A 12,368-nucleotide genomic window follows, 5' to 3' on the forward strand; every position below is an offset into this window, starting at 1 on the left:
TGCACTGGCGGCGAACGTGGCTTACCTGTATCGCGGCTCAAGCCCCCGTTCCGCTCAGCGTGTGCGCGATGTGGTCGGAGAGGTGAGGCAGCCAGTCGGATCGGGCGTTGCCGAGGAGGTGGTCTCCGTGTGGGACTGAGAGGTAGGTGCCGTGCGGGGCGAGGTGGGCCAGTGGGCTGCCGTTCGTGACGCCGGGGATGGCGTCCTGTTCTCCGTCTACGACCAGCAGCGGGGCAGTGATGCGAGGTGCCAGGGTGGAGAGGTCTACGTCCCTGGCGAAATCGCGGGCAGCGTCGGCTCCTCCGGTGCGGCTGGTCATGAGGGCTTTCACTGGCGGGGGTAGTTGTTCCCAGTCGAGGCGGAAGGGGCCGCTGACCGTCGCGACCGCCGTCACGCGTGGCTCCATTGCTGCGGTGCGGGCGGCGAAGTAGCCGCCCAGGCTGAGGCCTACGAGGCCGATGTGTGGGACGCCGAGTACGTCGATGACCCGGCTGATCACCTGCTCGTAGTCCGGCTGGAGGGTTGTCGTGGCTGCGAGTACGCCCTGTCCGGGGCCGTCCATCGCGAATACCGCCAGGCCCCTGGCCAGCAGCGCGGACGCAAGGTCGAGGAACTCCTCCTTGGCCGAGTCCAGGCCGGGGACGACGACCACGGTGCCGAACGCGTCGCGCGGGCCGCGCAGCCAGCCGGTGAAGCCGTCGCCGCTCACGTGTCGCGCACCGGGCTCCAGTGCAGTCAAGGCTCGACTCAGAGCATCGTCCGCCTCGGCGGCGGCGCGAGCCGACTCCTCGTACGGTGCGAGCGTGGCGAGGTGGAACCATCGGGCCGCCATCAGGAGGTGTTCACCGGCGGAGACGGACGACGCTGCCTTTTCCGCACGTGTGACGTGGGCGTGTGCGGTGCGGGCGAAGGACGGGCCCCAGTCGGCAACGGATGTGAGGTCGTCGGTGACGCGACGGTACTCGTGGGGGTCAACTCCCGTGCCGATGGCGCGTGTCCACTGGCCGGCCGAAAACTCTTGGGCGTTCATCGTGTGGTTGCTCCGGTCAGCAGAGCGGCTTTGCCGCGGATGCGGCGCTCGCGCAGGTCGATGAGGGTGTCGGCGGTCCGCGCCCAGTCGGCGATCCGGCCGATCTCCGGGTGCAGCCGGTCCTGTGCCACCAGGCGCACCAGCGCAGCGAGGTCGGTCCCGTAGGGGGCGCCCGCGTAGTGGAAGTGCCGGATCGTGGCGCGCTCGGGTCCGCTCAGCAGGTCGAAGAAGTCGAGGGTGACCGGGGTGCGACTGGCTTGTCCGAACCAGACGAGCACGCCACCCGGACACACCTTGGACAGTGCGGCCGGCAGAGCGGTGCCACCCGTGGACTCCAGTACGACGTCGAACGGCCCTTCAGCCGTGGCGACTTCATGGACCACCCGCGCGCCCATTTCCGTCAGCCGCTCGCCGCGTTCCGGCGTGGCCGTCACCACGGTGAGTTCCGCTCCGGCTCCCACGGCCAGCTCGGTGACGTAGTGGCCGACGCCGCCCGAGGCGCCCGTAAGCAAAACGCGTCGGCCGGCAAGCGAAGGGGCCGTGCGGAGCAGGCGCAGAGCCGTGATCCCGGCCAGCGGCAGGGCCGCCGCCCGTACGCTGTCGATACTGTCCGGGAGCACCGCGAGCGAATGCGTGGGTACGGCCGCGTACTCGGCCCAGCCGCCCTGCGCCGGATGCCCGACCACGCGGGTGCCGATGCCGGGGCCCGAGCCGTCCGCCGCGGCCTGCACGACGAGGCCGGCGATGTCTTTGCCGGGAAGCCACCCCGGCGCAGGTTGTTCGAGCAGAAACGTCTCGCCGCGGTTCGGCGCGAACGCCTCGACCTTGACCAGCGCCTCATCCGGCGCCGGGCCAGGCTGGGCGACATCGGAGAACTCGACCGGTCGCCTCGCATCCCCCGTGGGAATCAGTCTTCGCATACCGAGGATGCAACCTTCGCAGCCGCTCGTTGATCCAACAACCAACGCGCGAGATCGACAGCCAACGGTTGTCACCTATGGTGAGAGCCATGGATCTCGACGTCGCGCAACTACGCGCCTTCGTGTGCGCCGCCGAGGAACTGCACTTCGGACGGGCGGCCAGAGCCCTCAGCATCTCTCAGCAGGCACTCTCCAAACGGATCGCGCGGCTGGAATCCCTGCTCGGCACGCAGCTGTTCCACCGCGGAGGCACAGGGGTCAGCCTCACCGAGGCGGGTCAGCGCTTCCTCGCCCCGGCCCGCCACACCATCGTCGCCGCCGACACCGCGATCGCGGCGGTGGCCGGGACCAACCGTCCGCTGCGCGTCGACGTCTGGGGCCACCTCTACGCACCGATGCGGACATTGACCCAAGTGGCCTCACACGCAGGGGATTTGATGCTGGGGCACGGTCGCGACCTGACCTCGGTGACGACGGCATTGCTCCACGGTGACATCGACGCGGCCTTCGGCCGGGTCCATCCCCCGCTGCACACGGGACTGACACACCGGCTCATCCGCCTCGAACCCGTGGACGCCATAATGAGCGCCCACCATCCGCTCGCATCCGAACAAGCTCTGCGGCCCGACCAACTCCACGACAGCATCTTGTGGGCACCCGGCGCGCTCGACCGCCTCGACTTCCTCCACCAATTCGCCGAGCGGTTCGACATCCCCGACAGGGCGACGAGCATCAACCTCGGGCTTCCCCACTTCCTCGCCGAAATAGCCGCAGACCCGCAACGCTTCTCGCTCCTGCCCGCCGACGTCCCTCTCCCGGACATCCCTGGGCTGCGCTCCGTACCGCTGATCAACCCAACTCCGCTGTATGCCTGGTCACTTCTGTGGCGCACCGGCAACGAGCACCCAGGCCTGCATCACCTCACTGCCACCTGTGCCGCACAAGCAGCGCGAAGCCGATGGCTGGAGTACGACCCGGTACGCGACTGGATGCCCGAACCGCCGAAGCCCCTGTCATGAGACGCCCGGCCGAACTGCCTTCCGGTCAGGCCCCAGTTGGCACCCAACCGTCGACTTCCTCCCGGAGCGCGGCCTCCAGCCTGTCCCGGGCCTCGGTCTGGGCGGCGATCCGCTCGTTGAGTACGGCCAGCCGTTCCCATGCGACCCGCAGCCCCTTGTCCGACGGCGTCGCGGCGGCCACATCCCCGTCTAGGCACGGCAGGAACACCCGCACGTCGTCCAGGGTGAGGCCGGAGGCCAGCAGGTAGCGGATGTTGCGTACGCGGACCACCGCCGCCTCGTCGTAGATGCGGTACCCGTTGGGGGCTCGCTCGGAGGAGATCAGGCCCGCCTGCTCGTAATGCCGCAGCGCACGGGCAGTTGTCCCGGTCACCTTGGCCAGCTCGCCGATCTGCACACGTCCCACCTCCCGGGCCACTCCTATCACGCCACGACCGCTCCCCCGTCGACCGGGAGTACTACTCCCGTGACGAACGACGCCGATGGTGCGGCAAGCCGGGTGATCGCCCACGCCACCTCTTCGGGTCGGCCGACCCGGCCCAGCGGGGTACGCGCCAACTGCCATTCCCGCACTGCTGCCATACGCTCCGGTGTCAGCCCCTGATGTTCACCGATGGGGGTGTCGATCGCGCCGGGGGCGACCGCCACGACCCGGACCCCACGGGGTGCCAGCTCGACCGCCCAGCTGCGGGTCAGCGTTTCCAGAGCGGTCTTGGTGGCGGCGTAGACCGAGTTGCCCGGCCAAGCGCGCTGCCCAACCGACGTACTGACATTGGCGATCACCCCGCGCGACGTGGTCAGAAGTGGCAGTGCGGCTTGGGTCAGCAGGATGGGGGCGATGAGGTTGGTGGCAAGCTGAGGCGTGATCATCTCCGGCGTCAAGGTGCCGAGGGCACCGCTGCGCACGATGCCGGCGTTGTTGACCAGCACGTCCAGTCGGCCATGTGTCTCCCGTACGGCTTCGATGATGCGCTCCGGCGCACCCTCGGCGGTGATGTCGGCGACCAACGGGGTGATCCGGGTGTGCCCGGCCGCGGTCTCCTTGAGGGGTTCGGAGCGACGTCCGATCGCGATCACGTGAGCGCCCTCCTCGGCGAAGGCGCGGGCGGTGGCCCGTCCGATCCCGGTACCGGCCCCGGTGATGGCGACGACCCTGCTGCTGCTCTGCGGTGCGGTGCTGTTCATGCCGGCCATCGTTCAACCCTGACGCCAGCGGCAAGGTCAAGCAGCCTTCAGATACGGCCTAGTTCGGGATCTCGACCGCGAACGCGTCCCTCACCCCGCCCCTCCCCGCCTCCGTGAGATGGACGACGCGAGGCGAGACCCCGTACCGCAGCCAGCCCAGGTCGAAGAACCGCGTGGTCAGCGCGGCGCCCAGCGCGCCCGCGAGGTGATGGCGGCGCTCGCTCCAGTCGACGCAGTAGCGCACCACCGGGCGTCGCCCCCTCCCCAACATGTCCACGTCTATGCCGAACTCCGTGAAGTGATCGGCGCCTTGGGGCGTCAGGCGATACGTCGAGTGTCTGCCGTAGGAGGCGGGTTGGTCGGGGCGGACGCCGGAGGCGAGATCGTTCGGCTCGGGCTGGAGCAGGCCCTGGTCGAGGAATGCCTCCATGAGCGCCACACCCAGGGATCCCGCGAGGTGGTCGTAACAGGTGCGTGACCGCTTCAGCGCGTTGTGGCGGCTGTGCTCGCGCAAGGTGGTCGGCAGTGTGGGGTCGGGCGGCGCGATGACGGCCAGCGCCTCCAGGGCTGCGGCGACGTCGGGGCCGGACAGGCGGAAGTAGCGGTGGCGTCCGGCGTGTTCGGCCCGTACGAGTCCCGCCTCGGCCAGCTGAGTGAGGTGCACGCTCGCCGTCGGCACACTCACCCCGGCCTCGGCCGCCAGGACCGTGACCGACAGGGGCCGGCCGTCGGACAGCGCCTTGAGCATCCGGGCCCGGGAAGCACTCGCCAACAGGCGTGCCGCACGCGCCAGTTCAGGCTCGCTACTTTCCATGGGATGGTCTGCGGCTTCGTCCATGTGTGACATACAAACACAGTTAGGCAAACATCTAAGTATCGGGCATCGAGGATCACCGGCATGACCACTACGACCCCAACAGAAGCAGCGAACCGGGCCTCCACGACTCAGCGGCTGTCGTGGCCCCCACTCGTCGCCCTCAGCCTCGGCTATTTCCTGGTGATGCTGGATGTCACCGTCGTCACCGTGGCCGTCCCCGTCATCGATGACTCGGTCGGTGCCGGTGCCTCGGCGATGGCCTGGGTCGTCGACGGTTACAGCGCCGTCTTCGGGGGCCTGCTGCTCATGGGCGGAGGTCTCGGCGATCGGCTCGGGCACCGGCAGGTGTTCCTCACCGGCCTCGGTCTCTTCGCCCTCGCCTCGGCCTGCTGCGCCCTGGCCACCACCCCGACGGCGCTCATCACCGCACGTCTCGCGCAAGGCGCCGGCGCCGCTCTGCTGGTGCCCACCTCCCTGGCCCTCCTGACCACCTCCTACCCGGCCACGGCGATGCGGGCCAAGGCGCTCGGCGTGTGGGCCGGCATCTCCGGCATCGCGTTCGCGGCGGGCCCTCTCGTGGGCGGCCTGCTGGTGGCGGGCCTGAACTGGCGCGCCGCGTTCTGGATCAACCTACCGATCGCCCTACTGGCCGCCTGGCTGACGTGTAAGAACGTTCCCGCACCCGTCCGTCAGGTGGGGGCACGCGGCCTGGACCCGCTAGCCCAACTCCTCGGCGCTATAGGCCTGTTGACGCTGACAGGCATGTTCAATGTGACTGGCACCAGCGGATGGGCCTCACCAGTCGCGCTCGGAGCCGGGGCCCTCGGCGCGGTCGCGGTCGCCCTCTTCGTGCTGGTCGAGCGCCGGCAGGAAGCGCGCGGGAGCAGGGCGAATCCGCCGCTGCTGCCCCTGTCGCTCTTCCGGTCCCCCGGCTTCGCCTCCACCGCCGCCGTCGGCGTCCTGCTGAACCTCGGCTACTACGGAATGCTCTACCTCGCCACCCTCTATCTGCAGAACGAGCGCGGCTACGACGCGATGGACGCCGGTCTCGCTCTCCTGCCGACCGTGTGCATGGCCGTCGTCGCGGCGCCGCTCTCCGGCCGTCTGACCGCCCGTTTCGGCCCGTACCTGCCGATGGCCGGGGCTCTGCTCCTCGGTGCCGCCGGGTTCACCGGCTGGCTGCTCGCCGGTCCCCACACGCCGTACTGGATCCTGCTGCCCGCCCTCATCGCCACCGGCCTCGCCACCCCTGGCACCGTTCTGGCGGCCACCGCCGGCATCATGCAGGCCGCCCCCGACGAGAACGCAGGTGTGGCATCAGCGGTGTTCAACGTGGCCCGCCAGATAGGCAATTCGCTCGGCGTCGCTCTCTTCGCGTCCCTCACCTCAGGCCAGGACCTCGCCTCGGACCAGGACCTCGCCTCAGGCCGGGACCTCGTCTCCGGTCTGCACACCTCGGCGCTCATCGCCTCCGCGGCCTTCCTCACGGCAGCTCTGCTCGCCCTCTCCTCCTGGCGCAACTCCAAGGCCCACGGCGCGAATTGAGCGCCGTCATCCACCGGAGAGGTCGAACGCGAGCAGCGTGCCGGCTCCGGCTACCCACACGCGCTTGCCGCGCGCGGCCGCCGTCCAGAACGTGTCCGTCGCCGTGGCTTCCGCGGGGAGGTGCCAGATCTGGTGGCCGTCCGCGCGGGCGTACGCCGTCAGGCCTGGGTGGGTGCCGCCCGTCGTGCCGGTCAGGACCAGGTCGGATGTCGCGTGCAGGATCTGGGTGAAGCCGCGGCCCAGGTCGCCGGTGGCCCACTGGCGGTGGCCGTCGCGGAGCCGGTACGCGGTCAGCGGGCCGTGTCCCGCCGTGGGGTCGCTGCCGACCGATGCCGCGGCCGCGGTGAACACGGTGTCGCCGAACGGCGCGAGCTGCTGCGGCGCCGGCGGCCGCGCCCGCCAGCGCGTGGAGCCGTCCGCCGCGTCGAGCGCGGCGAACGAGCCGTTGGCAAGGCTCTGTTGGAGCAGAACCGTGCGGCCGTCGGCGGTGAGGCTGATGACCGTGGCGAGGAACTCGTCCTGAATGCTGTCGCCCGGCTCCATGCCGCTAGGTACGCGCCACAGCTCCTTGCCGTCGGACAGCCGGAGCGCGGTGAGGTCAGCGCTGTCCCGGCGCAGTGCCAGCGCGATACGGCTGCCGGGTTCCGTGCCGACCCCGAAGATGGCGGGCCGGTAGCGCCACACCTCGCGCCCGGTGTGCGGGTTCAGGGCGTACGCGGTGTTCTGGCCGTCGGGGCCGGATTCGGCAGGGGCCACGCACAGCAGGACCTGGCCGACGGGATGGACGGCGGTGAGTGGCGCGGCGTGCTGCCAGCGCATGGTGCCGCCGCCGTCCACGCCGTACAGTCGGCCGGTCCCGCGGGAGGTGATGTGGACCCAGCCGTCGCCGCCGGCCTGTGGGGTGAGGTCGGAGATGTCGGGCTCCGGGACGCCGGGCGGGGTGAAGCGCCAGCGTTCCCGGCCGGTCGTGAGGTCGCGGGCGTGCACGGCGCCGTCCAACTCGACCGTGTAGACGTGCTGCCCGTCGCGGGCCGAGGCTTGGACACCCATGGGCGGGCGGTGCCACACGGTGCGGCCGGTGTCGGGGTCGAGGGCGGCGGCGCCCGCCTTGTTGCGTCCGGTCAGGAGCAGCCGGTCGCCGGTCGCGGCCCAGAGCGTGGTGAAGTCCCCGGGGAGTGTCTTGCGCCAGAGCTGCCGTGGTGCGGCCGGCGCGTCCCGGGTGGTCAGGTACCAGCCGGTGGCGGCGGCCGCGGCGAGGGCACCGCCGGCCGCCGCGAGGATCCGGCGGCGCGGGAGCCGGGTGGCGGCGGTCGTCTCGCGGACGGTGTCCGCGCGGCGGCGCTCCACCTCCCGCTGGACGGACTCCGGCAGCCAGCCCGCGCCGGGCGCCCGCGGTGCCCCGAACAGCTCGGCGAGATCCGGCACTTGGGGCCGTTTCCAGGTCTCTTTCTCCAGGCAGGCGGCGAGTGCGGGGCGCAGCGCGTCCGGCACGTCGTCGAGTACGGGTTCCTCGTGGACGGTGCGGTACAGCAGGATGTGCAGGCTGCCGTCGCCGAACGCCCCGTGTCCGGTGGCCGCGTACACCAGGGTGGCGCCCAGCGCGAAGACGTCGCCGGCGGCCGTGCAGGTGCGGCCGGACACCTGCTCGGGCGGCATGTAGCCGGCGGTGCCGAGGATCTGGCCGGTGGCGGTGAGCCCGGCCGCGTCCAGAGCGCGGGCGATGCCGAAGTCGATGACGCGGGGTCCGTCGGCGGTCAGCAGGATGTTGGACGGCTTGAGGTCGCGGTGGACGAGGCCCGCGTCGTGTACGGCGGTGAGGGCTTCGGCGAGGCCCATGGCCAGGGAGCGGACGGTGTCCTCAGGCATCGGGCCGTGCGCGGCGACGGCGTCGGCGAGGGAGGGCGCGGGCAGGTAGGCGGTGGCGAGCCACGGCTGCGGGGCGTCGGGGTCGGCGGCGAGTACGGGGGCGGTGTACGCGCCGCTGACCTTGAGCGCCGCCTGGGTCTCGGCGCGGAACCGCTCCCGGAAGCGTTCGTCCTGTGCGTAGCTCTCGCGGACGACCTTCACCGCCACCGGGCGTCCGCCCCGCGTCGAGGCCAGGTAGACGCGGCCCATGCCGCCCGAGCCGAGCAGGCGGATCACCCGGTACGGGCCGATGAACGAGGGCGGCGGCGTGGGTGAGTTGAGGGCGGGTGGGGTGGCCGGCTGGGTCATCCGGCGTCCGCCCGGTAGGCGCGGACCCGGTTGCCGCCGGTGATGTACACGTTGTTCTCGTCCACCGCGACGGACCACAGGTCGATGCCCGCCGGGAGGCTGCCGATGACCCGCGGGCTGGGCGAGGCCGTGGCGCCGGCGCTGGGCTTCTCGCGCAGCGCCCACAGCTCTCGCCCGTCGGAGGTGCGCAGCGCCAGACAGCCGGCGGTGCCCGGGACGCTCGCGCCCTTGGAATCGAGGGTGAGCGGACTGAAGACGACGGCGGTGACCTGCTTCGAAGCGGCCAGGGTGCGGACCATGCCGATGGAGGACAGCTGCACGGGGCTCTGGACGCGCCAGCGGATGGAACCGTCGCGCAGGTCGACGGCTTGTACGCGGTTGAGTTCGTTGGTGAGTACGAGGTCGCCCACCACGGTCGGGGCGGAGGCCGCGGTCATGGACACCGACCAGCGGCGGCGGCCTGTCGCGGCGTCGTAGGCGGTCATGCCGCCCTTGATGTTGACGGTGATCAGGAGGTCGCCCGCGGCGGTGAGCGAGGAGTTGAGCTCCCCGCCGCCGGCCTGCATGTACGGCGGGAGCTTGTTGTCGGGGTCGGCGGGAACCTTCACGGACCAGCGGGTGCGGCCGCTCGCGGCGTCGAGGGCGTGCACGGTCAGCCCGCTGTCGGTGTCCTGGGTGAAGTAGAAGCCGTGGCGGTCGGCGGAGTACCGGATGCCGAAGAGGGAGCCGCCCGCGTCGAGGGGCTGCGTCCAGCGCACGTTTCCGGTCGCCAGGTCGATGGCGGCGACCTTCTGGCCCGTGTCGGCGGTGGCGGTGGGCGCGGGGGTGGCCCCGTACGACGGCATGGCCGCCAGGGTGGTGATCTGGCAGTAGACGGTCTGGTCGTGGGCGGCGAGCATCGTGCCGGGCATGACGTTCACGGGCAGATTCTGTTTGCCGACGGGGCGTGCGGAGGCCGGGTCCGCGGTTGCCACGTAGGAGTGGAGCCCGAAGTCGAAGCCCTTGCCGGAGCTGGGGTCGAACTTGGGGGTGCTCGTACCGGTGACGAGCAGTCGGGAGCCGAGGGTGCCGAGGAACCGGCCGGTGGCGCCGAACGGGTCGTTGCCGGTGACCAGCCTGCCGTCGGAGCCGATGCCGTGGAGCCAGCGGACGCGGCCGCTCGCCGCGTCGAAGGCGACAGCCGTGCTCCCGGAGTCGTACGCGACGACGGTGGAGCCCAGGGCTGTGGCCTGGCCGAGGGCGACGGAGACCGGGAGCGGTGTGGACCAGAGGGGTTTGGGCGGGTCGGTGAGTTCGATGGTGCGTGCCGATGTGCCCAGTGGTGCCCCGCCGGTGCCTTTCTTCGCGTCGCCGCCGCCTCTGGTGGCGAGTACGGCGGTGCCTCCGGCGGCCAGTACCCCGGCGGCGGCGAGCGCGCCGAGCAGCACCCGTCGGCGGCTCGGCTGGGCCGTGCCGGGCCGGGTGCCGGGGAGGGTGCCGGGCGGTGGCGGGACGACCGCCATGAGTTCGGCTTCCTGGGCGCGTGCCGCCAGGTCTGCTCTCAGGGCGGGAGTCAGGAGGTCGTCGGGCTGGGCGGGGGCCAGCTCGGCAAGGATCTGCTCCGGGGTGGGCCTTCGGGAGGGCGTCTTGTCCAGGCAGCGCAGGAGCAGGGGGCGCAGGGCGGGCGGAACGCCGTCCATGTCGGGTTCGGCGGTGACGACACGGTGCAGAACGCCTTCGTCGCCCGGCCCGAAGGGTCCTTCGCCGCAGGCCGCGTAGACAAGGATGCCGGCGAGGGCGAAGACGTCGGCCTCGGGGCCGGTGTCGTGGGAGGAGGCGATCTGCTCGGGCGCCATGAACGCGGGTGAGCCGATCACGGTGCCCGTGTGAGTGAGCCGGGTGTCGCCGAGCGCCTTGGCGATGCCGAAGTCGATCACGCGGGGGCCGTCGGAGGAGAGCAGGATGTTGCCCGGCTTGATGTCCCGGTGCACCAGGCCCTCGGCGTGGATGACCTGGAGGGCTTCGGCGAGGGCGGTGCCCAGCGCGCGCAGAGCCGGTTCCCTCATGGTGCCGCCGGTGCGGAGTGCCTGGTCGAGGGTGGGGCCGGCGATGTAGGTGGTGGCGATCCAGGGGCGGGGGCCTTCGGTGTCCGCGTCGACCACGGGCACCGTGTAGACGCCGCTGACGCGTCGGGCGGTGGCCACTTCACGGCGGAAGCGACTGCGGAACGCGGGGTCGTCGGCGAACTCCTCGCGTACCTGTTTCACGGCGACGAGGCGGCCGGACACGGTCCGGCAGAGGTCCACGACGCCCATCCCGCCGCCGCCGAGACGCCGCATGACCACGTACGGGCCGATGGTGGCGGGCAGTATCGTGGTCTCCGCTTCGGACGCCGACTCCCCGCCGGCGCCCGGGATTTGAGCTTCCATGCCTCTCCCCGTCTGTCAGAAATCTGACACAGCGTAAGAGGGACGCGGTAAGAAGTGGAGGCAGTTCCCGGATGACCTTGACGTCACCCTCGGGATCAGCGACGGGTGCTGGTCCGAACACGTAGTTGACTGGGGACCGTTGACGGCTTATCGACCGTTTCGCCGCCCAGTCGCTTGAGCAACATCTGGACCGCGGCCTCGGCCTGGTCGACCGGTCGCAGGTCGATGGCCGTGATGGGCGGGTTGTACTGCTGGGCGAAGCGGCTGTCGATGCCGACCGCGAGCATCAGATCCTGCGGGATGCGGACGCCTCGTTCCCAGCAGGCGCGGGTGGCGCCCTCGGTGTACTGCTCCGCGGAGGCGATGAGCGCGTCCGGCGGTTCGGCGGTGTCCAGCAGGGCGCAGGTGGCTCGGTAGGAGTCGGATTCCAGCCGGTCGACCGCGACGGGGACGACGCGCGGGCGCATGTCGTGCTCGGCGCACCAGGTTTCGTACGCGTGCTCCCCTTCCAGCGTCCACGCCCAGGAGGAGCTGGCGGAGAGCAGCGCGATCCGTCGTGCTCCTTGCTCGTGGAGGTGCTCGAGGAGTTCCCGCATGTTCTGCTCGTTGTCACCCGAGACGTAGTACGGGCGGTCGGGGCGGGCCGGATCGCGCTCGATGGACACGACGGGGATGGCCATGCCTTCGAGCATGTCGATGCGTGGGTCGTCGGCGGCCGGGTCGCAGAGCACGACTCCGTCGGGCCCGATGAGCCGCCACTCGTTCTGGGTGCTGATCCGCGGCGTCAGCAGCAGTCCGTATCCCTCGCCGAAAGCCGCTCGCGCGGAGCCTGAAGCGATCGACATGTAGTAGTCGAGGCCGATCATGTCGTGTTCGTTGCCGCTGACGTCGCGGTGGGGCAGGACCAGGGCGATGGTGCCGGTCCGGCCATGGCGGAAGGCCTGGGCGGTGCGGCTGGGCCGGTAGCCGAGTGATTCCGCGGTCTGACGGATGCGGTCGCGGGTCTCCTGGCGGAGTTTGCCCTTGTTGTTGAGGGCGTCGGAGACCGTTGTCACCGAGACCCCGGCGGCGGCGGCGACGTCACGGATCGTCACCCGGCCGCCTGCGGCCTTGGTCAGTTTTGCCACGATTCCACCAGAGTCAATCGTATCCCTGCCTGAACCTGTCTGAATCTGTCCGGATCAGTATGGAGTCACACACGAAGCGACGCGGTCGGTCCGGTGTGCGTGG

Annotated in this window: 10 protein-coding genes; 2 read left to right on the forward strand and 8 right to left on the reverse strand. The window is 71.0% G+C overall.

Going from position 1 to position 12,368, the window contains the following annotated elements:
- Positions 1-37: 37 nt before the first annotated feature.
- On the reverse strand, positions 38-1,030 hold the full coding sequence (locus ABZ893_RS29390) for an alpha/beta fold hydrolase (protein ID WP_361409526.1): 993 nt from the start codon (positions 1,028-1,030) through the stop codon (positions 38-40).
- Positions 1,027-1,950: a zinc-binding dehydrogenase gene (locus ABZ893_RS29395; protein WP_361409529.1), complete on the reverse strand. Its 924-nt coding sequence runs from the start codon at positions 1,948-1,950 to the stop codon at positions 1,027-1,029. The genes ABZ893_RS29390 and ABZ893_RS29395 overlap by 4 nt, the downstream gene beginning before the upstream one ends.
- A gap of 89 nt (positions 1,951-2,039) precedes the next feature.
- On the opposite strand from ABZ893_RS29395, the gene ABZ893_RS29400 reads away from it, so the two are divergent.
- Entirely contained in the window at positions 2,040-2,969 is a 930-nt protein-coding gene (locus tag ABZ893_RS29400) for a LysR family transcriptional regulator (RefSeq protein ID WP_361409532.1), read from the forward strand.
- A gap of 25 nt (positions 2,970-2,994) precedes the next feature.
- Here the strand turns inward: ABZ893_RS29400 and ABZ893_RS29405 are convergent, their stop codons facing one another.
- The 3 genes from ABZ893_RS29405 to ABZ893_RS29415 are packed head-to-tail and all read right to left on the reverse strand — an operon-like array spanning position 2,995 to position 4,992.
- Entirely contained in the window at positions 2,995-3,366 is a 372-nt protein-coding gene (locus tag ABZ893_RS29405) for a MerR family transcriptional regulator (RefSeq protein ID WP_361409715.1), read from the reverse strand.
- Positions 3,367-3,392: 26 nt separating this feature from the next.
- Positions 3,393-4,163: an SDR family oxidoreductase gene (locus tag ABZ893_RS29410; protein ID WP_361409534.1), complete on the reverse strand. Its 771-nt coding sequence runs from the start codon at positions 4,161-4,163 to the stop codon at positions 3,393-3,395.
- 49 nt (positions 4,164-4,212) lie between these two features.
- Positions 4,213-4,992 carry a helix-turn-helix domain-containing protein gene (locus ABZ893_RS29415; RefSeq protein WP_361409537.1) on the reverse strand — a complete coding sequence of 260 codons (780 nt, stop codon included), beginning with the start codon at positions 4,990-4,992 and terminating at the stop codon, positions 4,213-4,215.
- Between the two features lie 60 nt (positions 4,993-5,052).
- On the opposite strand from ABZ893_RS29415, the gene ABZ893_RS29420 reads away from it, so the two are divergent.
- Positions 5,053-6,516: an MFS transporter gene (locus tag ABZ893_RS29420; protein ID WP_361409540.1), complete on the forward strand. Its 1,464-nt coding sequence runs from the start codon at positions 5,053-5,055 to the stop codon at positions 6,514-6,516.
- Positions 6,517-6,522: 6 nt separating this feature from the next.
- On the opposite strand, the gene ABZ893_RS29425 is transcribed toward ABZ893_RS29420, so the two are convergent.
- The 3 genes from ABZ893_RS29425 to ABZ893_RS29435 form a co-directional block, all read right to left on the reverse strand.
- The gene (locus tag ABZ893_RS29425; RefSeq protein WP_361409543.1) at positions 6,523-8,730 is read right to left on the reverse strand and encodes a PQQ-binding-like beta-propeller repeat protein; all 2,208 of its coding nucleotides are present in this window, start codon (positions 8,728-8,730) and stop codon (positions 6,523-6,525) included.
- Positions 8,727-11,138 (reverse strand): PQQ-binding-like beta-propeller repeat protein, encoded by a 2,412-nt coding sequence (locus ABZ893_RS29430; RefSeq protein ID WP_361409546.1) that lies wholly within the window; start codon positions 11,136-11,138, stop codon positions 8,727-8,729. Before ABZ893_RS29430 ends, ABZ893_RS29425 begins: the two co-directional genes overlap by 4 nt.
- 95 nt (positions 11,139-11,233) lie before the next feature.
- Entirely contained in the window at positions 11,234-12,265 is a 1,032-nt protein-coding gene (locus tag ABZ893_RS29435) for a LacI family DNA-binding transcriptional regulator (protein WP_361409549.1), read from the reverse strand.
- Between the last annotated feature and the right edge of the window lie 103 nt (positions 12,266-12,368).

It is taken from the genome of Streptomyces sp. NPDC046821, from assembly GCF_040645335.1.
Lineage (GTDB): Bacteria > Actinomycetota > Actinomycetes > Streptomycetales > Streptomycetaceae > Streptomyces.

Excerpts from the sequence above, each read along its gene's own strand:
- ABZ893_RS29415 (WP_361409537.1), bottom strand. The coding sequence starts at position 4,992 with ATGGACGAAGCCGCAGACCATCCCATGGAAAGTAGCGAGCCTGAACTG.
- ABZ893_RS29390 (WP_361409526.1), bottom strand. The coding sequence starts at position 1,030 with ATGAACGCCCAAGAGTTTTCGGCCGGCCAGTGGACACGCGCCATCGGC.
- ABZ893_RS29400 (WP_361409532.1), top strand. The coding sequence starts at position 2,040 with ATGGATCTCGACGTCGCGCAACTACGCGCCTTCGTGTGCGCCGCCGAG.
- ABZ893_RS29425 (WP_361409543.1), bottom strand. The coding sequence starts at position 8,730 with ATGACCCAGCCGGCCACCCCACCCGCCCTCAACTCACCCACGCCGCCG.
- ABZ893_RS29420 (WP_361409540.1), top strand. The coding sequence starts at position 5,053 with ATGACCACTACGACCCCAACAGAAGCAGCGAACCGGGCCTCCACGACT.
- ABZ893_RS29430 (WP_361409546.1), bottom strand. The coding sequence starts at position 11,138 with ATGGAAGCTCAAATCCCGGGCGCCGGCGGGGAGTCGGCGTCCGAAGCG.
- ABZ893_RS29395 (WP_361409529.1), bottom strand. The coding sequence starts at position 1,950 with ATGCGAAGACTGATTCCCACGGGGGATGCGAGGCGACCGGTCGAGTTC.
- ABZ893_RS29410 (WP_361409534.1), bottom strand. The coding sequence starts at position 4,163 with ATGGCCGGCATGAACAGCACCGCACCGCAGAGCAGCAGCAGGGTCGTC.